Below are 22,056 nucleotides of genomic sequence, written 5' to 3' on the forward strand. Positions count from 1 at the left end.
GGCACTCCAAGATCGGGATGATCAGTCCCGTAGAGTTCGAAAACCGGATCAACGACCAACGACAACAACAAGCAGCTTAACCAACAGGCTGCTTAACTACGTGTCCACGATTTGCGGGCAACCCCACTTCCAGCTTTTCCGGGAGAGATTTTTCTTCCATACCCATCACACCAAGCAGACTCTAGTGGACCAAACCCCATTCCCATTCTTACCCTTCACGCCAATAGTCCTTCCTCCGGATTGACCCTCCAGGAGAAATAATGCAGCGCCCCAAGAAAGCGGCGGCCATAGCGGCACCGCAAGAGCCCCCGGGAAAGCCCCGCACCCCGACGCCGCGCGCCGTCCCTGGGTAGGGTTTTCTATAAACCGAACGAAAACCCGAGGAGCCCCATGCGCAACCGCACCTGGATACTGCTGCTCATCGTCATGGCCCCGCAGCTGGGGCTGTCCCTCATCAACCCCGCCAACTCCGCCATCGCCGCCGACCTCGGCGCGCCCCTGGACCGGGTGGAGGCCACCCTCACCGCCTACATGGCGGGCTACGCCCTGAGCATGGTCGCCTCCGGCACCCTGGCGGATCGCTTTGACGCCCGCCGCCTACAGTCCCTCGGCCTCGCGCTCTTCGCCCTCGGCGGGCTGCTCGCGGCCCTGGCCCCCAACCTCGCGGCGCTGGGGGCGGGGCGCTTCCTGCAGGCCCTCGGCGGCACCTCCGCCACGGTGCTGTGCCGGATCATCGTGCAGCGCCACTACCCCGCGAGCGCCCGCGTGGGCGTGCTGGCCTCCATGTCCATGGTCATCTCGCTCACGCCCGCGATGTCTCCCCTGGCCGGGGGCGTGCTCTCGCAGTTCGCCCCCTGGCGCACGCTCTTCCTGCTCACCGCGGCCTTCGCCCTGGCGCTGATTCCCACCATCGAGCTCACGCTGCATCCCGCCCCGCCGGAGCACCCCGCGCTGCCCTCGCCGGGCGAAGTCGGCCGCGCCCTCTCCCAGGCACTCCACGACCGGGGATTCCGCTGGTACGCCTGCCACATCTGCCTGGTGTGGATGACGTACTTCGGCTTCATCCAGTCCTCCAGCAGCCTGCTGCAGCACCACCTGGGGCAGTCCGCCCTCGCCTACGGTGCGCTCATGGCCGTGCCCGCGCTGGGATACCTGGCGGGCAGCGTGATGGTCAAGCGCGCCGCCTCGGTGGACTCAGCGGTGCCCGGGCCGTATCTCTCGGGGCGGCGGGGCTGGCGGCCACGGTGGGGGACGCCTACCTCCTGCCGCTGTCCCTGGCGCTGGTGCTGGTGCTGTACCTCGCGCTCGCCTTCGTAGGCGTGGGCGCCGTCATTCCCTATGCCCAGGCCGGGCTGCTGGGATTGGGTATGGAGTACGCCGGGTGACGGCGGGGTTTTTCTTTTTTCTTCAGATGGCCTCCGGGGCGCTGTACTCGGCCCTGCTCGGCGCACTGCACCTCGGGTCCGTGCCGTCCCTCCTGTGGGCGGTAGTCCTCCCTCAGGGCGCGCTCACCGCCGCCTTTGCGCTCTCACGCCTGCGTGGTTCCGGCGTCTAGGTCGCCCGCGCCCGGCCCCAGGAAGCGGCTGGCGAGCTGGGCGAACAGCTGCGGATCCCCGGTGGTCTCGAAGCGTCGCACCGGGGCCTTGCCCGGCTCCGCGGCGGCCAGCAGATCACGCCGGGACAGGGCCTTGAGCACATCCTTAGTGGCCTCCTCGGCAGAAGAGACCAGGGCCACGTTGTCCCCGATCGCCATCTGGATCACCGCGGAGAGCAGCGGATAGTGCGTGCATCCCAAAACGAGGGTGTCCACCTCCTGCTCCCGCAGCGGGGCCAGGTACTCGCGCGCCACCTCTAAAATCTCCGGGCCGGAGGTCACTCCTCGCTCCACGGCGGGCACGAACTCCGGGCAGGCCTGGGCGGTGACCCGCACGCCGGGGTTGATCGAGAAGAGATCCTGGTAGGCACCGGAGTTGATGGTGCCCTGCGTGCCGATCACCCCGATCCGCCCGTTGCGGGTGGTGGCCATGGCGCGGCGCACGGCGGGGTGGATCACCTCGATCACCGGGACGTCGTAGCGCTCCCTGGCGTCGTGGAGGAAGGAGGCGGAGGCGGTGTTGCAGGCGATCACCAGCATCTTGCAGCCGCGCTCCACCAGCTCGTCGGCGATGCGAGTAGCGTGGCTGCGCACCTCGGCGATGGGCAGGGGGCCATAGGGGCCGTGGGCGGTATCCCCGATGTAGATCACCGACTCGTTGGGCAGCTGATCCATCATGGTGCGCGCCACGGTCAGCCCGCCGAGTCCGGAATCAAAGACGCCAATAGGGGCACTGCTTACCGAGGTATCCGTATCCACGGTGGATCATCCTACGCCCCCGCCCACAGCCGGGTGCGCCCACCGTGGCCGGGCTAGGCGGCGGGCAATCCCTCGGCCCGGCGGCCGCGCGGCTGGGGGTCGTCGGAGGTAATGACCATCGCGGCCGCGATGCCGCCGAGCGCCCCGAAGAAATGCCCCTGCCAGGACACCCCCTCGGTTCCCGGCAACACCCCCCAGATCAGGTAGGAATAGGCCGAGCCGAGCACCACGCCCAGCAGGATCTGCCGCAGGCTGCGATTGAACAGGCCGCGCACCACCAGGTAGGCCAGCCAGCCGTACACCAGGCCGGAGGCACCCACGTGGGTGGTGCCCACCCCGCCGAAAAACCACATGCCCGCACCGGCAAAGAGTACGGAGAATCCCGTGACCTCCCACCAGGTGCGCGGGCCGGTGACCCCGATGAGGAAGCTAAAGATCGCCCCCGGCACCGTGTTGGACATCAGGTGGGCGTAGCTGCCGTGCAGCAGCGGGGCGGCGAGGATTCCCCACAGGCTCGACGTATCGCGCGGGTGCACGCCGAAGGCCACGAGCGCGCCGCCGAACACGATGTCGTTGACGATGTGCACCGCCCAGATCGCCACCACGTAGGCCGCGCCGAAGCCAAGACCAGAGGCCAACCGGGAACCCGCCGTCACGAGGCGATCTCCCGGTAGGCGGTCACGGTGAGTTCCCCGCCAGCGGAGGCCGAGACCACGGCATCCACGATCGCCCGGGATACCACCTCGGCGGCCGCCGCACACAGGCGCGCCAGCACGGGTGGCTCCACGCCCAGCGGCTGCCAGGCCGTGGAGAGGGCAAAGAGGGTGTCGCCATCCATCGGCAGGTGCGCGGGGCGCACCGCGCGCGCCAGGCCATCGTGGCCGGAGACGGCCAGGCGCTTGGCCTGGGTGCTCGTCAGCGGCGCGTCCGTGGCGATCACCCCAATGGTCGTGTTCAGGCTCGCCCCCGGCGCGCGCAGCCGCGCGAAGGCCTCCGGGTCCACCCGCCGGGTAGGCTCCGCCCAGAAGGCGCCGTCGGCGGGATTGATCACCTCGCCCATCGGATTGGCCACCACCAGGGCGGCCACGCGGTAGTCCCCCGCCTGGACCGCCGCCTGCCCCACGCCGCCGCGCAGGCGGCCCGCGGTGGCACCGCAACCGGCCCCCACGCTGCCGCGACGCGGCTCCTGACCGGTGCGATAGGAGTCCTTGAGCGCCTCGACGCCCTGGGCGGCGCCGGGCAGGCGCTGCTCGCCCACCAGGAGATCGAAGATCACGGCCCCGGGAACGATGGGGATGCGGATATCCTTCGTCGCCGGGAAACCGATCTTTTGCTGCGCCAGCCCGCGCATCACGCCGTCGGCGGCCGCCAGCCCAAAAGCCGAGCCGCCGGCCAGGGCGATGGCATGCACCCGCTCTACGGTGTTGTGCGGGTCGAGCAGGTCGGTCTCCCGGGTGCCGGGGCCGCCGCCGCGCACGTCCACGGCGGCCAGGGCGCCGTCGCCGTCGGTCACGCGGATCACGGTGACCCCGGTGCTGCCCATGCTGTGGTGGCCCACCGCCAGGCCGGATACGTCCGTGATGGAACCGCTCATCGCTCCCCCATCATCGCCTCGAGCAGGGAATCCTGGTGGTAGGCCAGCCATTCCACCAGCCGCTCGGACTCGGGCGCCGCCCCCGGCGCGCCGTAGCCGGTGGCCCCCGCGGCGACGTAGAGCCGCAGATCGTTCACACCCGCCAGCCAGGCGTGGGCCTGGGGCTCCTCCAGGGTCACGTTCACCGAGCCGTCCGGGCCAAGGGCCTGCACGATCACCTGAAGGTTCTCCAGCTTGGCGCGCACGATGTCGTTCTCGTGGAAGGAGCGCAAAAGGGCGTTATCCCCCTCGAACTCCTCCTCGCCCTCGCGCTCAAAATCCGGCAGCAGGCGCGCCAGGGAGGGATCCTCCGGGGCCTGCTTGTGCCCGGAGGACAACCCGGTCAATTCCGCCAGCTCGTCCTTGGGGGCGGAGCGCACTCGCTCAATCAGTGCCTCCGAGACCGCCGAGGCAAGGTTGCCCAGCACCTCGCGCTCCATCGGATCGAGCACCGTGGAATATCTTGGTGCCCGCATGAGGGCCTTTTTCTTCCGCCACTGCTGCATGAGTGTTGCTGCTACTCCTTGTCGTTCCTGTCTCCGCCGCGCACTTAACCGGCTTGCTGCATCGTGGCCCACAGGCCCGCCACCTGGAGCTTCTTCACATCGCCCTCGACCTTGTCGCGCTCGCCGGAAGACACGGCGGCCTTGCCCTCCGTGTGCACCTGCATCATCAATTCGGTGGCGCGCTTGCGGTCGTAGCCCAAGACGGTCTGGAACACGTAGGTCACATAACTCATCAGGTTCACGGGATCGTCCCACACCACGCACACCCACGGCAGGTTCTCCGCCGAGGCCACCTCCACGCGGATCTCTTCGTCCAGCTCGGGCATGGCCATCGGGGAACTCATGGCTACGGGACAATTCATGCCACACAGCCTAGTCACCCGCCCCACCCGGCGCGAGACCGCACCCGCGCCGCCTCGCCATAGCCCATCGGCGGGAATCGATTCCCCAGGCAGACTATTATGGTGACGATGAACACCACCCACACGCCCGGTTTCGCCATCCCGCCGCGGCGCTCCACCTCCCTGCTGACCGATAAGTACGAGCTGACCATGCTGCAGGCGGCGTTGCGCGATGGCACCGCCCACCGCCCATGCGCCTTCGAGGTCTTTGCCCGGCGCCTGCCCAACGAGCGTCGCTACGGCGTCGTGGCGGGCACCGCGCGCGTCCTGGCGGCCGTCTCAGACTTCATCTTCACCGAGGAGCAGCTAGCCAACCTCGACTTCCTGGACGAGGCCACCCTCGATTACCTTCGCGATTTCCGCTTCTCCGGCAACATCGACGGCTACCGCGAGGGCGAGCTTTATTTCCCTTATTCCCCGATCCTCACGCTGCGCGGCACCTTTGGCGAGTGCGTGATCTTAGAGACGGTGATCCTCTCGATCATGAACGCGGACTCCGCCGTGGCCTCGGCCGCCGCCCGCATGGTCACCGCCGCCGACGGCCGCCCCATTATCGAAATGGGCTCGCGGCGCACCCACGAGTACGCGGCCGTCTCCGCCTCCCGTGCCGCCTACCTGGGCGGGTTTAGCGCCACCTCCAATCTGGAGGCCTCCCAGCGCTACGGCATCCCCTCCTCCGGCACCTCCGCTCACTCCTGGACCCTGCTGCACATCGATGGCGACGGGCACCCCAACGAGGCCGCCGCCTTCCGTGCCCAGGTCGAGGCCCTGGGCACGGACACCACGCTGCTGGTGGATACCTACGACATCGCCCAGGGCGTGCGCACCGCGATCGAGGTGGCCGGCACCGAGCTGGGGGCCGTGCGCATCGACTCCGGCGACCTGGGGGTCATGACGCGCCGCGTGCGCAAGCAACTCGACGAGCTGGGGGCCTACAACACCAAGATCGTGGTCTCCTCCGACCTCGACGAATTCACCATCGCCGGCCTGCGCGGGGATCCCGTGGATTCCTTCGGCGTGGGTACCTCCGTGGTCACCGGCTCCGGCGCACCCACGCCGGGCATGGTGTACAAGATCGTGGAGGTCGAGGGCCACCCCGTGGCCAAGCGCTCGCGCGGCAAGGCCATGACCGGCGGCGCCAAGCGGGCGCTGCGCACCCACCGCTCCACCGGTACCGCCATCGAGGAGGTCGTGCTGCCCTTGCACGCCCCGAACCCCGACCTGGGCACCGTGAATTCCCGCGCGCTGACCATCCCCCTCATGCGCGGCGGCGAGGCGGTGGCCGACCTTCCCAGCCTCGACGAATCCCGTGCCTTCCTCGCCGAGCAGCTCATCACCTTGCCGTGGGAGGGGCTGGCGCTCTCGCGCGACGAGCCGGTGTTGCCCACACGCTTCGTCGGGTTCGATTCCCCGCTCCCGGCCGCACCCGGCGCAGAACCTGTGGTGTGATCTTCCCCGATCCCGGGAACTCTCACCGGGGGTACCACGGGTGCCTCGGCCGCGGCGAGTTGAACCCGCGGCGGAACCCCCGTGGCCCGACGTCCGACTTCTAGGGCATGAGTATCTCCACCGATCTTTCCGCGCCGTCACCCGATCGGCCCGCCCTCGCCGCGCCCCGGGAAGTAGCGACGCGACGCAGCGCCGGTCATCTGCGCGCCACCCTCTACCGCATGCATAGCTGGGCCGGGATCCTGGTGGCCCCGTTCCTGCTGATCGCCGCGCTGACCGGTCTGGCCTACGCCGTGGCCCCCACCCTGGAGCAGGCCGTCTACCGCGACGCCCTCACCACCTCCGCCACCGGGGAACACATCTCCGCCACCGAGGCCGTGGCGATCGCCCGGCAGTCCCACCCCGACCTCGACCTGGTGGGCGTACAGGTCAGCGACCGCGAGGACGCCACCATCAGGATACTCTTCGCCGATCCCTCCCTGCCCAGTTCCTCGTACAAGCAGGCGGTGTTCATCGACCCCGTGACCGGGGAGGTACGCGGCGATATGCCCCAGTACGGCAGCTCCGGCTCCCTGCCGCTGCGCGCCCTGCTCAGCGAGGGCCACGCAAACCTATGGTTGGGGGAACCGGGCCGCTTCTATTCGGAGATGGCCGCCTCCTGGCTGGGGGCCATGACGTTGACCGGCCTCTTCCTGCTCTTTCAGCGCTGGCGGCGCTCCACCAGCAAAAAGAATAGGCCCCGCCGCTGGCACAGCCTGGTAGGCCTGATCTGCGTTCCCGGCTTCCTCTTCCTCACCCTCACCGGTCTAACCTGGTCGAGCACCGCGGGTGGCAACATCGGGGAGATCCGCACGCAACTGGATTGGCGCCGACCCACCCCGGACGTCACCGCCGCCGCGCCCCTCGTGGCCGATGCCGCGGACTCCGCCCCGGTGGGCGACGCCGGAGCGGACGTGGCCATCGCCGCCGCGAGACAAGCCGGGCTCACCGGGCTCCTAACCGCCACGGCCCCCGCCGAGCCGGAGGCGCCGAATACCTGGTCGGTCGCGGAGTCCACGGCCCAGCCCTGGGTGTTTCGCTACGATGCCGTGGCCGTGGATGCCGCCACGGGCGCGGTCGTCGACACCGTGCCGTTTGCCTCCTGGCCCCTGCCCGCCAAGCTCACCGAGTGGCTGATCCGCGCGCACATGGGAATCCTGTTCGGGCTGCTCAACCAGCTCGTCCTGGTGGGCCTGGCGCTGGCCCTGCTCGCCTCCGTGGTCCTGGGTTACATCATGTGGTGGCGCCGCGGCAAGGGGTCGTCCTTCGGCCGCCTGCCCGCACCGCGCAGCTGGGAGAACGTCTCGCGCCCGGCCCTGATCTGCTTCCTGTTCCTTGTGGTGATCTACGGCGTCATCGCACCGTACTTCGGCCTCAGCATGCTGGCATTCCTCGGCGTGGACGCCGCCTGGCGCGCATTCCGGCGCCGACGCGCCGCCCGCTAGACTGGGTCACCATGCCCGACGCTCCCCTTGGCCCCTCCACCGACGACCTCCTCGACGCGGCCGTGTCCGCCCTCGGCGGGGCGCGGCGGGAGGGGCAGGTGCGCATGGCCCAGGCCGTGACGGGCGCGATGGAGCGGGAGCGTCACCTCGCGGTGCAGGCGGGCACGGGCACCGGCAAGTCCCTGGCCTATCTGGTGCCCGCGCTGCGCCACGCGCAGGCCACCGGCACCACCGTGATCGTCTCCACCGCCACCATCGCGCTGCAGCGCCAGCTGGTTCATCGCGACCTCCCCCGCCTGGCCGACGCCCTCGAGCCCCTGCTGGAGCACCGGCCTACCTTCGCCATGCAAAAGGGGCGCTCCCATTACCTCTGCCTCAACAAAATCGCCCGCGACGACCCCGAGGAGCAGGAGGCCCTCCTCGACGAGGAGGAGCTGACCTGGCTGGGCCGCCACGTCCGCCGCGTGACGGACTGGGCCCAAGAGACCGATACCGGCGACCGCGACGACCTTGAACCCGGAGTCCCGGATCAGGCGTGGCGGCAGGTCTCCGTGACCGCCACCGAGTGCATCGGAGCCACCCGGTGCCCGCACGGCGAGGAATGCTTTGCCGAGCTCGCCCGCCAGGCCACCCGCAACGTGGACGTGGTGGTCACCAACCACGCGCTGCTGGCCATCGACGCGCTCTCCGACGCCCCGGTGCTCCCCGAACACGAGGTGGTCATCGTGGACGAAGCCCACGAACTCGATGGTCGGATCACCGCCGTGGCCACCGCCGCCCTCACCGTCACCGCGCTCACCCTCGCCGCCAAGCGCGCGGGCAAGCTCGGCGCGGACGGTGCCGATGCCAAGCTCATCAACGCCGCCGAGGCCTGGGACGCGCACGTCCCCTCCCTCCAAGAAGGGCGCTGGACCAGCGTGGACGATCACACCCGCAGCCTCCTGGTGGCCCTGCGCGACGAGATCTGGGGCACCCGCGCCCGCATCGCCAAGGCCCCCGAGGGGGAATCCGCCAACGAACCCGAAACCTTCGCGGAGCGCCACCGCCTCTGCGCGCACCTCCTCGAACTCCACGACGCCCTGGTGCGCATGTTGGAGGTCTTTGACACCTCCGACGCCGGCCAGCAAAGCGACGTCGTGTGGCTCACCGTAGACGAGCGCCGCGGCGCCTCCCTGACCGTGGCCCCGCTCTCCGTGGCCGGGTTGCTGCACACCCGACTCTTTGCCGAGAACACCGTGGTGCTGACCTCCGCCACCCTTTCGGTGGGCGGAAACTTCCAGGCGCTCGCCGCCGCCTGGGGCCTGCCCAAGGGCACCTGGGACGGCCTCGACGTGGGCACCCCCTTCGATCCCCAGCGCAGCGGGATCATGTACGTGCCCACCTTTCTCCCCGACCCCGGGCGCGAAGGCCCCACCGAGGAATCCCTCGACGAGATGGCCGACCTCATCACCGCCGCCGGCGGGCGCACCCTGGGGCTGTTTTCCTCCCGCCGGGCCGCGCAGCTGGCCGCCGAAAAACTCCGCGCGCGCCTGCCCTTCGACATCCTCCTCCAGGGCGAGGACAGCACGGGCACCCTCGTGGAGGCCTTCGCCCGCAACGAGAACTCCTGCTTGTTCGGCACGCTCACCCTATGGCAGGGTGTGGACGTGCCGGGCCGATCGTGCTCCCTGGTGCTCATCGACCGTATCCCCTTCCCCCGCCCCGACGATCCCCTGCTCCAGGCCCGCAAGGAGGCCGCCGACGCCGAAGGCCGCAACGGCTTCATGGAAGTCGCCGCCACCCACGCGGCCCTGCTGCTGGCCCAGGGCGCGGGCCGCCTGCTGCGCTCGGTGCACGACCGGGGCGTGGTGGCGGTGCTCGACCGCCGGATCGTCACCAAGCGCTACGGTGGTTTCCTGCGCGCCTCCATGCCGCAGTTCTGGTCCACCACGGACGGCCAGAAGGTTCGCGGCGCGTTGCGCCGCCTCGTGGCCGCCCCGTCGCGGCGGCCCTAGTCGCCCAGCGGCACCCGACGATACGTGCCCGCCTCGCGCTCGGCGGCCTCCACCTCGTCGCGCGGAATGCCCAGCATGTGCAGCACCTCGTCGAGGAAGGGGTGCGTCACCGCGGTATCGGCCACCTCGCGCAGCGCGGGCTTGGCGTTAAAGGCGATGCCCAGCCCGGCGGCGGAGATCATGTCGATATCGTTGGCGCCGTCGCCCACCGCCACGGTCTGCTCCATGCCGATGCGGTTTTCCTCCGCGAAGTCGCGCAAAAAGCGCGCCTTCGCCGCCCGGTCCACCACCTCCCCGATGACTCGCCCGGTGAGCACGCCCCCCTCGATCTCCAGGGTATTGGCGCGCACGTAATCTACGCCCAGGTCCTCGGCAAGGCCCTCCAGCACCTGAGTGAACCCCCCGGAGACCACCGCCACCGTGTACCCCATCCGCTTGAGGGTGCGCACGGTGGTACGCGCGCCGGGGGTCAAGACGATGTCCCGCGCCACCTCGTCGAGCACCGCCTCCGGCAGCCCCGCGAGGGCGGCCACCCGCTCGCACAGCGACTCCTCGAAGTCGATCTCCCCTCGCATGGCTCGCCGCGTCACGCGGGCCACCTCCTCCTCGCGCCCGGCGTGGGCGGCCAGCATCTCGATCACCTCCCCGGTGATCAGCGTGGAATCGCAGTCGAAGCACACCAGGCGCTTCGACCGGCGCGCCAAGCCCGCCTGCTCCACCGCGATGTCCACGCCCGCCTCCCGGGTGCGCTCGGTCAGCGCCGCGCGCAATCGGGCGACGCCCTCGGGGCTGGGGTCCGCAACGGTCACCGACAGCTCCAGGCCGGTAACGGGATAATCCGTGATCCCCCGGATGCGATCGATATTTGCGCCGTGATCCGCCAGGATCCGCCCCACCGCGGATACCTCCGCCGCGGTGACCTGGTGGCCCAGCACCACCACCGCGTGCGTGGAGCGGGGTCGCCCGGCGATCTGCTCGGTGTTGCGTTCCACCACCACCCGCTGGCCCAGCGGGTTGAGGGCGGCGTCGAGTTCCGCGGGTAGGCCCTCGGCGGCAGGGTCGGGAAGATCCACGAAGGCAGCCAAAGAAAGCCGACCCCGGAAGTCCGATTGCTCCACGTCCAGCAGTCGAATATCGCGGGAGGCTAAGACGTGAAAGAAGGCCGCCGAGACGCCGGGGCGATTGGGGCCGGTCACGGTGATGACGGCGGGGGCGGATCGGGCGGGGTCGCGCGGGGGGTACATGGTATCCATCGCCTTATTCTTGCATACGGCGCAGCCCCCTCCGGCATAAAAACCGAAGGGGGCTGAAATCGCCTGATAGTCAGTAGGCTCCCGGGGTTTAGTGGCCGCCGCCCGTATGGGCCTCGCGGCGCATGCGCTCCACCATGTGCGGGTAGTGCAGCTCGAAGGCGGGACGCTCCGAACGGATCCGCGGCAGGGAGACGAAGTTGTGGCGCGGAGGCGGGCAGGAGGTGGCCCACTCCAGGGAGTTACCGTAACCCCACGGATCGTCCACGGTGACGACCTCACCGTAGCGCCAGGACTTCAGCGCGTTCCAGATGAAGGGGAGGACAGAGCAACCCAGCAGGAAGGAGAAAACCGTGGAGACCTGATTGAGGGTGGTAAAACCATCGGTATCCAGGTAATCCGCGTAACGGCGCGGCATACCCATGTTGCCCACCCAGTGCTGCACGAGGAAGGTGCCGTGGAAGCCCACGAAGGTCAGCCAGAAGTGGATCTTGCCCAGGCGCTCGTCCAGCATGCGGCCCGTCATCTTGGGGAACCAGAAGTAGATGCCCGCGAAGGAGGCAAACACCACGGTGCCGAACAGGGTGTAGTGGAAGTGCGCGATGAGGAAGTAGGACTCGGCCAGCTGGAAGTCCAGCGGCGGGGAGGCGAGCATGATGCCGGTGAGACCACCAAAGAGGAAGGTGGAGATAAAGCCCACGGCCCACACCATCGGGGTCTCCCAGGTGATGTGTCCCTTCCACATCGTGCCCGTCCAGTTAAAGAACTTCACGCCGGTGGGCACGGAGATCAGGAAGGTCATGAAGGAGAAGAAGGGCAACAGCACCGCGCCGGTGACGAACATGTGGTGCGCCCACACCGCCATCGACAGCGCGCCGATGGACAGGGTGGCAAAGACCAGGCCCACGTAGCCGAACATCGGCTTGCGGGAGAACACCGGGATGACCTCGGAGACGACGCCGAAGAAGGGCAACGCCAGCACGTACACCTCGGGGTGGCCGAAGAACCAGAAGAGGTGCTGCCACAGGACCGAGCCGCCGTTGGCGGGGTCATAGATGTGGCCGCCCAGCTTGCGGTCGTAGAGGATCCCCAGGGCCGCCGCCAGGAGGAGGGGGAAGATCAGCAGGACGATCACAGAGGCCACGAAGATGTTCCAGGAGAAGACCGGCATACGGAACATCGTCATGCCCGGCGCGCGCAGGCACAGGATGGTGGTGATCATGTTGATGGCGGAAGCCACGGTGCCCACGCCGGTGGCGCCCACGCCCACGATCCAGAAGTCCGCGCCCACGCCAGGGGTATGGATAGCGTCGGAAAGCGGGGAGTACATGGTCCAGCCGAAGTCGGCCGCGCCGCCGGGGGTGATAAAGCCGGCGAGCATGGCCACGATGCCGACCTGGGTGAGCCAGAAGCCGAAGGCGTTCAGGCGGGGGAAGGCCACATCGGGGGCGCCGATCTGGAGGGGCAGCACGTAGTTGGCAAAGCCCCACACGATCGGGGTACCAAAGGCCAGCAGCATGACGGTGCCGTGCATGGTAAACAGCTGGTTGAACTGCTCGTTAGAAAGGTACTGCAAACCGGGGGTAAAAAGCTCCGCGCGGATAAGCAGCGCCATCAGGCCGCCGGCGAAGAACCACACCAGCGACATGGTGATGTACATGATGCCCAGTTCCTTGTGGTCCGTGGTGGTGAGCATCTTCCACATCTTGGAACCCTTACGGGCATTGCCCGTCGGCGCGGGACGGACGGGTTCGACGTAATTGTCGAGCCGCGGTGCCACAGCAGTCATTCGATCCTCCTGACTATGAGATAACCCTCGGGAACACAGGGTTATCCAAGTTTTCTACCGCTTCATAGTAAAACACGCATACGCACATTTTCCAGCCGTCCCACCAGCCACAACACCCCGCGCAACAGGGATTTTCGCCAAGCAGGCTGCCAGTATTCTCAGCCTCTTTCAGCATTGCCCCAGCCCTCGGCGGGTGCCCGGCGGGGGCGCGACGCCCCCGCCGCCCCGCCGCGGCAGTGACCTTTTCCACAGTTTGGGCCACTCCCCCACCCCGGCGACGCGATTCCACCCCGCAAAAACTACCCCCGGTGTGAATCAACCTTTAGGATGAACGCCGCGCGACCGGCTAAAAGTCCCAGTCGTCATCGGTGGTGTTCTCCGCCTTACCGATCACGTAGGAGGAGCCCGAACCGGAGAAGAAATCGTGGTTCTCGTCGGCGTTCGGGGACAGCGCGGAGAGGATCGCCGGGGACACTCGTGTCTCATCGGCCGGGAAGAGCCCCTCGTATCCCAGGTTGTTGAGCGCCTTATTGGCGTTGTAGCGCAGGAAGCGCTTGACGTCCTCAGTCCAACCCAGCCCGTCGTAAAGGTCCTCGGTGTACTGGCTTTCGTTGTCGTAGAGGTCGTAGAGCAGGTCGAAGGTGTATTCCTTGAGCTCGTCGCGGCGCCGCTGATCGGCGGCGCGCACGCCCTGCTGGTACTTATAGCCGATGTAGTAGCCGTGCACCGCCTCGTCCCGGATGATGAGCCGGATAATGTCCGCGGTATTGGTCAGCTTGGCGTGCGAGGACCAGTACATGGGCAGATAGAAGCCGGAATAAAAGAGGAAGGACTCCAGCAGCGTGGAGGCCACCTTGCGCTTGAGGGGGTCAGCGCCCTCGTAATAGGACAGCACGATCTTCGCCTTGCGCTGCAGGTTCTCGTTTTCCTCGGACCACCGGAAGGCGTCATTGATCTCCGGGGTGGAGGCCAGGGTCATGAAGATATTGGAATAGCTCTTGGCGTGCACGGACTCCATGAACGCGATGTTGGTGAGCACCGCCTCCTCGTGCAGGGAGGTGGCGTCGGGAAGTAGCGAAACCGCGCCCACCGTGCCCTGGATGGTGTCCAGCAGCGTCAGCCCGGTAAATACCCGCATGGTGGTCTGGCGTTCCAGCTCGTTGAGGGTGCTCCAGCTCTTGATGTCGTTGGACACCGGCACCTTCTCCGGCAGCCAGAAGTTGCCGGTGAGGCGATCCCATACCTCCTGATCCTTCTCGTCGGGAATCTCGTTCCAGTTGATTGCCTGCACGGGCTTGGGGTGGCTGACCAGGTATTCCTCGTAGGATTCCGGCTGCGGAGCCATCGGTGACCTCCAAAGTTCTCGGTATTTTCTGCGCTCCCGAGCGCACCTCCTCCACCCTACCGCGCGCACCGACCGGGGATTCCTCCGGCGGGTGCACCTTCGCCTAACCTCACATTTATTCGCCTTACCTCAGATGACAGCCCCGATTAATCGGTCTATTCTCTGAATCATGGCTATCAACGACAAACTGGCAAAGGCATTCAACGAGCAGGTCACGATGGAAATCGAGGCCTCCCTGATCTACCTGCAGCTCTCCTACGTCCTCGACGACCTCGGCCTGAGCGGCATGCGCGACTGGATGAAGAAGCAGCACGACGAAGAGCTGGAGCACGCCGAGCGCTTCGCCCAGCACCTGCTGGATCGCGGCTACGTCCCCCAGATTCAGGACATCCCCACCCCCAAGCTCTCCGTGTCCAGCCCCAAGGAGGCCTTCGAGGCGTCCCTGGAGCACGAGCGCAAGGTATCCGCCTCCATCCGCAACCTCGCCGCCCTCCAGGCCGAGGTACAGGACTGGGACTCCCGCCCGCTGATCGACTGGTTCCTCGACGAGCAGATCGAGGAGGAGGCCACCGTCTCCGAGATCCTGGATCGTCTGGAACTGGCCGGCACCGACGGCTCCGGCATCCTGCGTATCGACGCCGAGTTGGGTTCCCGCGGCGAGTAATCCTCCCCGCAATCGACAGCGCGTCCCCTGCCCTCATAAAAAGAGGAAGGGGACGCGTTCCTTTCCTTATATATAAAAAGGAAAGGCTTACAGCATGCAGCTCACGCAGCCCTCCACCGCGGTGCCTTCCAGGGCCACCTGACGCAGGCGGATGTAGTAGAGCGTCTTGATGCCCTTGCGCCAGGCGTAGATCTGCGCCCGGTTGATGTCGCGGGTGGTCACCGTGTCCTTGAAGAAGAGGGTGAGGGAGAGCCCCTGATCCACGTATCGGGTGGCCACGGCGTAGGTGTCGATGATCTTCTCGAACCCGATGTCGTAGGCGTCCTCGAAGTACTCCAGGTTCTCGTTATCCATGTGCGGCGCCGGGTAGTACACGCGCCCGATCTTGCCTTCCTTGCGGATCTCGATCTTAGAGGCGATCGGGTGAATGGAGGAGGTGGAGTTGTTGATATAAGAGATCGAGCCGGTGGGCGGCACCGCCTGGAGATAGCGGTTATAGATGCCGTCGCGCATCACCGCCGCCTTGAGCTCCGCCCAGTCCTCGGCGCTGGGGATGTGCGCGGAGGAGGCCTCGAAGAGCGCCTTGACCTTGGGGGTGCGGGGAAGGAACTCCTCCGGATCGAAGCGGTCGAAGTAGGAGCCATCGGCGTACTGGGAATCCTCGAAGCCCTCGAAGGCCTCGCCGCGTTCGCGGGCGATCTTGTTGGAGGCGCGCAGCGCCGCGTACAGGATGGCCGCGAAGTACGCGTTGGTGAAGTCCAGTCCCTCCTCGGAGCCGTAGTGGATGTGCTCGCGCCCCAGGTAGCCGTGCAGGTTCATCTGTCCCAGGCCGATGGCATGGGCGGCGTCGTTGCCCTTGCGGATGGAGGGGACCGAGTCGATGGCGGTCTGGCTCGATACCGCGGTGAGACCGCGAATGGCGGTTTCCACGGTGCGGCCAAAGTCCGGGGAATCCATCGTCATGGCAATATTGAGCGAACCGAGGTTGCAGGAGATGTCGTCACCCACGGTCTCGTAGCTGAGATCCGCGTGGAAGGTGGAGGGCGTGTTCACCTGCAGGATCTCCGAGCACAGATTCGACATATTGACCCGGCCCGGGATCGGGTTGGCGGCGTTGGCCGTGTCCTCGAACATGATGTAGGGGTAGCCCGACTCGAACTGGATCTCCGCGAGGGTCTGGAAGAACTGGCGCGCATTGATCTTGGTCTTGCGGATGCGCGGATCCTCCACCATCTCATCGTAGAGCTCCGTGACGGAGACGTCCGCGAAGGGCTTGCCGTAGACGCGCTCCACGTCGTAGGGGGAAAAGAGGTACATGTCGTCGTTGCGCTTGGCCAGCTCGAAGGTGATGTCCGGGATGACCACGCCCAACGAGAGCGTCTTGATGCGGATCTTCTCGTCCGCGTTCTCCCGCTTGGTGTCCAGGAAGCTGAGGATGTCCGGGTGGTGGGCATTGAGGTACACCGCGCCCGCGCCCTGGCGCGCCCCGAGCTGGTTGGCGTAGGAGAAAGAATCCTCCAGGAGCTTCATCACCGGGATGACGCCGGAGGACTGGTTCTCGATGTGCTTGATCGGCGCGCCCGCCTCGCGCAGGTTGCTCAGCAACAGCGCCACCCCGCCGCCGCGCTTGGAAAGCTGCAGGGCGGAGTTGATGGAGCGGCCGATGGACTCCATGTTGTCCTCGATGCGCAGCAGGAAGCAGGACACCGGCTCGCCGCGCTGGGCCTTCCCCTCGTTGAGGAAGGTGGGGGTGGCCGGCTGAAAGCGCCCGGACATGATCTCGTCCACCAGGTTCTCGGCCAGGGTCTCGTCGCCGTCGGCCAGGGCCAGGGCCACCATGGACACGCGATCCTCGAAGCGCTCCAGGTAACGGCGACCGTCGAAGGTCTTGAGCGTGTAGGAGGTGTAGTACTTGTACGCCCCCAGGAAGGTGCTGAAGCGGAACTTGAAGCCGTAGGCGCGCTTGAACAGGTCCTTGACGAACTCGAAGTCGTAGCGCGCCAGCACCTCCGGGTCGTAGTATTTGTTCTCTACCAGGTAGTCCAGCTTTTCGCGCAGGTCGTGGAAGTACACGGTGTTCTGATTGACGTGCTGGAGGAAAAACTGCTTGGCCGCGTCGCGATCCTTATCGAACTGGATTCGGCCGTCCTCGTCATAGAGATTCAGCAGCGCGTTGAGGGCATGGTAGTCGGTCTGCTCCGCCGGGGCCACCGGTTCCGCCACGGCCTTTCCCTTATCGGTCACTCTAGTCAAGCCTTTCGAAGAATATGGAATTGGATGATGCAAGTCTGTTAGGCGGCGGAGCCCGCCGGGGCCTTAAGGCCCAACGCCTCCGCGTTGTCGAGCAGCCCGGCGCGCACAGTGGCCACATCCTCCGGGGTTCCCAACAACTCGAAACGATACACATAGGGCACGTGGCACTTAGCGGCGATCACGTCGCCCGCCCTGCCGTAATCGGCCCCGAAGTTGGTGTTTCCGCTGGACACCACCGCTCGAATGAGTGAGCGATTGTGTTCGTCGTTAAGGAAGCGGATGACCTGGGCGGGCACCGGTCGGCAGCGGTGGTGGCTTATCGAGGCCCCTCCCCCGTAGGTGGGACACACCAGCACGTAGGGTTCGTCCACCCGCAGCGGGGCCTCCGTGCGGCGCAAGGGTATCCGCACCGCGGGGAAACCGAGCTTGCGCACGAATCGATGGGTGTTTTCCGTGGCCGAGGAGAAGTACACGACCAGCATGCCCTGCCCCACTTCCTTTCCCTGCCGTTGACACGCGCGTGGCCACCGCTGTTCCCCGGTGGCCACGCGCTACGAAGTATCCGTGGGCGTTTAGGCCACGCGCGCGCTCAGCTCCCGGATCCGCTCGGGGCGGAAACCAGACCAATGCTCGCCACCGGCCTCCACCACGGGGGCCTGCAGGTGACCTAAGGCGAGGACGTAATCGCGGGCCTCCTCGTCCAGGGAGATATCCACGAGCGTGTAATCCAGACCCGCCCGATCCAGGGCCTTCTTGGTGGCGTTGCACTGCATGCAGGCGGGCTTGGTGTACACGGTGATAGCCATAGCGTCCTCAACTTTAACGTTCTTGGGGCCACGCGTTCCGGCGGCGACCCCTCTTCCATGCTCTTTCATCAAACTCGTACGCCGTTCCCGGCGACATGAAACGACACTATACTTTGTGGTCAATCGGCGCAACCGGCACAATATATAGTAGTTACAACCTTGATATTCCCAGTTGGCCCCCCGCCAAGGCCCCACATATTGACACCGCCACCCGCGCACCGTCGACGCGCCGCGACACCCACCTGCGCTTTCGCCACACCCCGTCGCCACCCTATGACAAACCCCTCCCTCAAGCAGCATTGTGAGGAAACCTTGGGCCGGGCACCGCCCGCCATAACAAAGGCCGCCCACCTCGAAGAACGAGGCGAGCGGCCAGACGCTGGGCCATACACCCAGGAGGCGTCACACTAGCCCTGGCGAGCCTTGAAACGCGGATCCTTCTTATTAATCACGTAGACCTTACCGTGGCGACGCACAACCTGGGCGCCCGGCTTGTTCTTCAGCGACCGAAGCGACTTGCGAACCTTCATCGGGCGCTCCTTCCTGTATGCGCTACATTCCTTGTGGCCGCCACCTCATCGCGGGCGCGATTCCCGCACAGTACGGCCATGACACGGAGAAAAATACTACCCCACCACCGGTGCGCCACCAAACCGGCCCCGAAACGCCGCGCTCACCTCCTCCAGGCTGCGCCCGGCGGTCTCCGGCACGCAACGGCGCACAAACCACAGCACCACCAGCCCCAGGGCCGCGAAGATCGCAAACGCCCCAGAGCCGCCCACGGCCTCGACCAGGGGGAGGAAGAACTGCGCCACCGCCCCATTGGCCAGCCATAGCGCCAGGCCCGCCAGGCCCATCCCCAGCCCGCGCACCGGCAGAGGCACCAACTCGGATATCAGGAGCCAGGTGGTCAGCGACACGGCCGCCTGCTGCGAGACCATAAAGAGCGCCATCATCGCCAGCGAGGCCCACGCGGCCGCCCGGTGCTCCCCAGCCAGCGCATACGCCGCCGCCAGACCCACGAGCGCCAGGACGTTCCCCGTCAGTCCCAGGCGAAGCAGGCGCTGACGACCCACCCGATCCACGATCCGCAGGCCCCAATAGCACGAGGCCACGCTCACCACACCGATCACCAACGAGGTATGCACGGAGCTGGTGATCGGAATGCCCACCTTGTTCATCATCGTGGGCGCGAAATACACCACGGCATTGACCCCGGTAATCTGTTGGATCACGCCCACCGCCACGGCCACCCCCGTGGCCGCGGCAAGCCACCGCCGGCCGCGCAGGAGGCGCCACTGCTCCCGCACGCCGGGTTGCACCGCGCCTCTGCGCTCCGCGGTCACGTCGAGCTCCGCCCCGACGCGCGCGGCGATACGGCGCGCGGCCTCGGGGCGTCCGGTGGCGACGTACCAGGCCGGGGTATCGGGCAGAAAGCACATCCCCACCGCCAGGACCGCTCCCGGCAGAGCCGCCAGGCCGAGCATGAGCCGCCAGTTGCCGCTGGCGGCCACGGCGGAATTAACCGCGTAGGCGCACAGCTGGCCCACCACAATCATCAGGGCGTTGAGGGAGACCAGGCGGCCGCGCAACCGCGCCGGAGACATCTCGGAGATGTACATGGGCACCACGATGCTCACCGCCCCCACCGCTAGGCCCAGGCTCAGGCGCGCGACGGTCATGGTGGTCACCCCGGTGGCCGCCGCACACCCCACGGCGGCGACCACGAAGATCGCCCCGCCCAGGATGATGGTGCGGCGCCGCCCCCAGGCCGCGGCCACCGGGCCCGAGGCGACCGCACCCAGGGCCGCCCCGGCCAGCAGCGCGGAGGTCACCATCCCCTCCTGGTAGGCCGTGAGGCCAAACTCCGGGGAAATAAAGAGCAGCGCCCCGGCCATCACGCCGGTGTCGTAGCCGAAGAGCAGGCCGCCGAAGGCCGCCACGAGCGCTACAGTGAGCACATAGGTTTGTTCACGCACCCGCCCATCCTGTCACCGGAGGAAGGCACACACCATGTCTGCGCTGCCCCATCACCACCAAGAGGCCGTCATTTCCGCGCTGCATACGGCCCCCTTGATCGATTCAGAAAAAGAAATCCGTCGGCGCGTGGATTTCCTGGTGGACTACCTGGAGGCCACCGGCGCCCGCGGCTACGTGCTGGGTATTTCCGGTGGCCAGGACTCCACGCTGGCCGGCAGGCTCGCCCAACTCGCTGTGGAGCGCGCCCGGCCCGCGCGCTTCTGGGCGCTGCGGCTGCCCTACGGGGTGCAGGCCGATGAGTCCGACGCCCAGGTGGCCCTGGACTTCATCCGCCCCGACCACCGCGCCACCATCAACATCAAGGAGGCCACCGACGCCACCGCGAACGCCGCCGCCACCGCGCTGGGGGTGGAACGCCTGGGTGATTTTCACGTGGGCAACATCAAGGCCCGCCAGCGCATGGTGGCGCAATACGCCCTGGCCGGTCAAGAGAAGCTGCTGGTGATCGGCACCGATCACGCCGCCGAAAACCTCACCGGGTTTTTCACCAAGCACGGCGACGGCGCCGCCGATCTGCTGCCGCTGGCCGGGTTGACCAAGACCCAGGGCGCGCAGCTCCTCGAGGCCCTCGGCGCGCCCGCCTCCACCTGGACCAAGGTCCCCACCGCCGATCTGGAGGACGAACGCCCCGCGCTGCCCGACGAGGAGGCCTTGGGCGTCGCCTACGCCCATATCGACGCCTATCTCACCGGCCATCGCGTTCCCGAGCCCGCCGCCGAGCGCATCGAACGCCTCTGGTGCGCGGGCACCCACAAGCGGCACCTGCCCGCCACCCCGCACGACTCCTGGTGGCGCCTAGCGCCCACCGATTAGGGTGATCGTCTCCCGCGCCGCTCGACGCAACTCGGGCGCATAGCCCGCACCGTGCGTGAACGTATGCACCGCCAACGGGTGCAGCTGGTGCAGTGGGAGGGACTCGCGCCAATCCGGGGCCAGGGCCGCCTCCGCCTCGTAGCCGGCATAGATCTCGCCTAAGTACGGAGCACCGAAGAGCGCCAGCATGGCCAGGTCCGTGACCGGGTGACCGCCGTGCGCCGCGGGGTCGATCAAGACGGGCCCGGATTCCCCGAAGAGGAGGTTGCCCGCCCAGGCGTCGCCGTGGATCCTCGCCGGCGGCGTCTGCCATCCCCGTTCCCGCATCACGCGGGGCACGACCTCCAGCGCGCGGCGCACCTCGGCCCATCCCGCGCCGTCGAGGTTGCCCGCCTCGTAGGCGCGCCGCGCAAAGGGCAGCACCCGCTGCTCGGCATAGAATCGCGCCCAATCCTCCTCCGGGCGGCACTCCTGGGGCTGCGTGCCGATGTAATACGGACCCGCCCAGCCCGGGGGCGGGCTGCCGTGGGCCGGTGCCCCGGCGACGTGCATTCGGGCCAACGCCTGGCCCGCCTTCCGGGAGGCCTCAGGCGTGGGAGGCACCTCCCGCACCCGCGCCGTGGCGATCATGCCCTCGGTCACCGCCACCACCTCGGCCACGGGAGCACCGGTCTCGGCCAGCCAGCGCAGCCCGGCTGCCTCCGCCTGGGCCGCTCCTGGCTGCGCTGGGTACTTACGCACCACCGCCATCAGTAGCGCTCCGGTTCCTCCCCCAGCTCGAAGGAGCGCCCGCTGATGTGCTCCGCGGTCACGCGCACGTAGTTGTACTTCAGCGTGGGCACCCACGGGCGCAGCGGCAGGGAATCGGCGTAGCCGATGTCCTCCGCGCCGCTGACCACGCTGGCGTTGCCACGCACCACCACCGACCACGCGCGCCCCTCGGAGACCTCGTCGGCCTCGAAGAGCACATCGGGGTTGAGGTTGAGGCTGAAAAACTTGGTGCCCTCGGCGGTACGGAAGTAGATCTCGCCGTGCTCATCCACCACGTAGTTCACGGGGAAGATGTCCATCTCCTCGCTGCGCCGCACCACCAGGCGGCCCAGGGAGAGGCTGCGGAGCTTGTCCAGGCACTCCTCCGGGGAGAGAACGCGCACGCCGGAGGGATCGTCATAGTTCGTCATGGTGTTTATTCTATCCCCGGCCCAACGCCCACCCGCCGTTGATCGCGGCGAAGGAATCGCTGCGGACGCGCAAGAAGGAGCGGAACCGGCCTGGC

22 protein-coding genes are annotated in these 22,056 nt (G+C 67.4%); 7 read left to right on the forward strand and 15 right to left on the reverse strand.

Annotated elements, in window-relative coordinates; all coding sequences use genetic code 11:
• Window positions 1-390: 390 nt before the first annotated feature.
• Together H7347_RS10125 and H7347_RS10130 are read left to right on the forward strand one after the other, a co-directional pair.
• Window positions 391-1,317 (forward strand): MFS transporter, encoded by a 927-nt coding sequence (locus H7347_RS10125; protein ID WP_152823394.1) that lies wholly within the window; start codon window positions 391-393, stop codon window positions 1,315-1,317.
• Between the two features lie 64 nt (window positions 1,318-1,381).
• Window positions 1,382-1,555 (forward strand): hypothetical protein, encoded by a 174-nt coding sequence (locus tag H7347_RS10130; RefSeq protein WP_186337485.1) that lies wholly within the window; start codon window positions 1,382-1,384, stop codon window positions 1,553-1,555.
• On the opposite strand, the gene murI is transcribed toward H7347_RS10130, so the two are convergent.
• The 5 genes from murI to clpS are packed head-to-tail and all read right to left on the reverse strand — an operon-like array spanning window position 1,529 to window position 4,854.
• Window positions 1,529-2,353 (reverse strand): glutamate racemase, encoded by an 825-nt coding sequence (gene murI / locus H7347_RS10135; RefSeq protein ID WP_186337486.1) that lies wholly within the window; start codon window positions 2,351-2,353, stop codon window positions 1,529-1,531. The two genes, H7347_RS10130 and murI, sit on opposite strands and share 27 nt — an antisense overlap.
• A gap of 53 nt (window positions 2,354-2,406) precedes the next feature.
• A complete protein-coding gene (locus H7347_RS10140) occupies window positions 2,407-3,009 on the reverse strand; it encodes a rhomboid family intramembrane serine protease (RefSeq protein WP_186337487.1) in 603 nt (200 codons plus the stop codon).
• Window positions 3,006-3,947 (reverse strand): P1 family peptidase, encoded by a 942-nt coding sequence (locus H7347_RS10145; protein WP_152823395.1) that lies wholly within the window; start codon window positions 3,945-3,947, stop codon window positions 3,006-3,008. The genes H7347_RS10140 and H7347_RS10145 overlap by 4 nt, the downstream gene beginning before the upstream one ends.
• Window positions 3,944-4,492, reverse strand: coding sequence for a DUF2017 domain-containing protein (locus tag H7347_RS10150; RefSeq protein ID WP_152823396.1), 549 nt, complete (start codon window positions 4,490-4,492; stop codon window positions 3,944-3,946). Before H7347_RS10150 ends, H7347_RS10145 begins: the two co-directional genes overlap by 4 nt.
• 44 nt (window positions 4,493-4,536) lie before the next feature.
• The gene (gene clpS, locus H7347_RS10155) at window positions 4,537-4,854 is read right to left on the reverse strand and encodes an ATP-dependent Clp protease adapter ClpS (RefSeq protein ID WP_152823397.1); all 318 of its coding nucleotides are present in this window, start codon (window positions 4,852-4,854) and stop codon (window positions 4,537-4,539) included.
• A 108-nt stretch (window positions 4,855-4,962) separates the two neighbouring features.
• Between clpS and H7347_RS10160 the strand changes: the two genes are divergently transcribed.
• The 3 genes from H7347_RS10160 (at window position 4,963) to H7347_RS10170 (ending at window position 9,820) form a co-directional block, all read left to right on the forward strand.
• Window positions 4,963-6,342, forward strand: a complete 1,380-nt coding sequence (locus H7347_RS10160; RefSeq protein WP_152823398.1) for a nicotinate phosphoribosyltransferase — start codon at window positions 4,963-4,965, stop codon at window positions 6,340-6,342.
• 107 nt (window positions 6,343-6,449) lie between these two features.
• Entirely contained in the window at window positions 6,450-7,826 is a 1,377-nt protein-coding gene (locus H7347_RS10165) for a PepSY domain-containing protein (RefSeq protein WP_152823399.1), read from the forward strand.
• Window positions 7,827-7,837: 11 nt separating this feature from the next.
• Window positions 7,838-9,820, forward strand: a complete 1,983-nt coding sequence (locus H7347_RS10170) for an ATP-dependent DNA helicase (RefSeq protein WP_152823400.1) — start codon at window positions 7,838-7,840, stop codon at window positions 9,818-9,820.
• Here the strand turns inward: H7347_RS10170 and serB are convergent.
• The 3 genes from serB to nrdF all read right to left on the reverse strand — a co-directional run bounded on the left by serB (window position 9,817) and on the right by nrdF (window position 14,204).
• Entirely contained in the window at window positions 9,817-11,073 is a 1,257-nt protein-coding gene (gene serB, locus H7347_RS10175; RefSeq protein ID WP_186337488.1) for a phosphoserine phosphatase SerB, read from the reverse strand. The two genes, H7347_RS10170 and serB, sit on opposite strands and share 4 nt — an antisense overlap.
• Window positions 11,074-11,161: 88 nt before the next feature.
• Window positions 11,162-12,859 (reverse strand): cytochrome c oxidase subunit I, encoded by a 1,698-nt coding sequence (ctaD, locus tag H7347_RS10180; RefSeq protein WP_152823401.1) that lies wholly within the window; start codon window positions 12,857-12,859, stop codon window positions 11,162-11,164.
• Between the two features lie 346 nt (window positions 12,860-13,205).
• Entirely contained in the window at window positions 13,206-14,204 is a 999-nt protein-coding gene (nrdF, locus tag H7347_RS10185) for a class 1b ribonucleoside-diphosphate reductase subunit beta (protein ID WP_152823402.1), read from the reverse strand.
• Between the two features lie 169 nt (window positions 14,205-14,373).
• On the opposite strand from nrdF, the gene H7347_RS10190 reads away from it, so the two are divergent.
• Window positions 14,374-14,868 (forward strand): ferritin, encoded by a 495-nt coding sequence (locus tag H7347_RS10190; protein WP_152823403.1) that lies wholly within the window; start codon window positions 14,374-14,376, stop codon window positions 14,866-14,868.
• Window positions 14,869-14,955: 87 nt separating this feature from the next.
• Here the strand turns inward: H7347_RS10190 and nrdE are convergent, their stop codons facing one another.
• The 5 genes from nrdE to H7347_RS10215 all read right to left on the reverse strand — a co-directional run bounded on the left by nrdE (window position 14,956) and on the right by H7347_RS10215 (window position 19,906).
• Window positions 14,956-17,112, reverse strand: a complete 2,157-nt coding sequence (nrdE, locus tag H7347_RS10195; RefSeq protein WP_186337489.1) for a class 1b ribonucleoside-diphosphate reductase subunit alpha — start codon at window positions 17,110-17,112, stop codon at window positions 14,956-14,958.
• 47 nt (window positions 17,113-17,159) lie between these two features.
• On the reverse strand, window positions 17,160-17,603 hold the full coding sequence (gene nrdI / locus H7347_RS10200; RefSeq protein ID WP_152823405.1) for a class Ib ribonucleoside-diphosphate reductase assembly flavoprotein NrdI: 444 nt from the start codon (window positions 17,601-17,603) through the stop codon (window positions 17,160-17,162).
• Window positions 17,604-17,693: 90 nt separating this feature from the next.
• The gene (gene nrdH / locus H7347_RS10205; RefSeq protein WP_152823406.1) at window positions 17,694-17,927 is read right to left on the reverse strand and encodes a glutaredoxin-like protein NrdH; all 234 of its coding nucleotides are present in this window, start codon (window positions 17,925-17,927) and stop codon (window positions 17,694-17,696) included.
• 407 nt (window positions 17,928-18,334) lie between these two features.
• Window positions 18,335-18,457: a type B 50S ribosomal protein L36 gene (ykgO, locus tag H7347_RS10210; RefSeq protein WP_005288826.1), complete on the reverse strand. Its 123-nt coding sequence runs from the start codon at window positions 18,455-18,457 to the stop codon at window positions 18,335-18,337.
• A 96-nt stretch (window positions 18,458-18,553) separates the two neighbouring features.
• Window positions 18,554-19,906 carry a sugar porter family MFS transporter gene (locus tag H7347_RS10215; protein WP_186337490.1) on the reverse strand — a complete coding sequence of 451 codons (1,353 nt, stop codon included), beginning with the start codon at window positions 19,904-19,906 and terminating at the stop codon, window positions 18,554-18,556.
• Between the two features lie 34 nt (window positions 19,907-19,940).
• On the opposite strand from H7347_RS10215, the gene nadE reads away from it, so the two are divergent.
• Window positions 19,941-20,780, forward strand: a complete 840-nt coding sequence (gene nadE, locus H7347_RS10220; protein ID WP_152823407.1) for an ammonia-dependent NAD(+) synthetase — start codon at window positions 19,941-19,943, stop codon at window positions 20,778-20,780.
• Here the strand turns inward: nadE and H7347_RS10225 are convergent.
• Together H7347_RS10225 and H7347_RS10230 are read right to left on the reverse strand one after the other, a co-directional pair.
• Window positions 20,763-21,626, reverse strand: coding sequence for a fructosamine kinase family protein (locus H7347_RS10225; RefSeq protein WP_186337491.1), 864 nt, complete (start codon window positions 21,624-21,626; stop codon window positions 20,763-20,765). The genes nadE and H7347_RS10225 overlap by 18 nt on opposite strands.
• Window positions 21,530-21,961, reverse strand: a complete 432-nt coding sequence (locus H7347_RS10230) for a pyridoxamine 5'-phosphate oxidase family protein (RefSeq protein WP_152823409.1) — start codon at window positions 21,959-21,961, stop codon at window positions 21,530-21,532. Before H7347_RS10230 ends, H7347_RS10225 begins: the two co-directional genes overlap by 97 nt.
• Between the last annotated feature and the right edge of the window lie 95 nt (window positions 21,962-22,056).

Source organism: Corynebacterium sp. zg-331 (assembly GCF_014267345.1).
In the GTDB taxonomy this organism is placed as follows: domain Bacteria; phylum Actinomycetota; class Actinomycetes; order Mycobacteriales; family Mycobacteriaceae; genus Corynebacterium.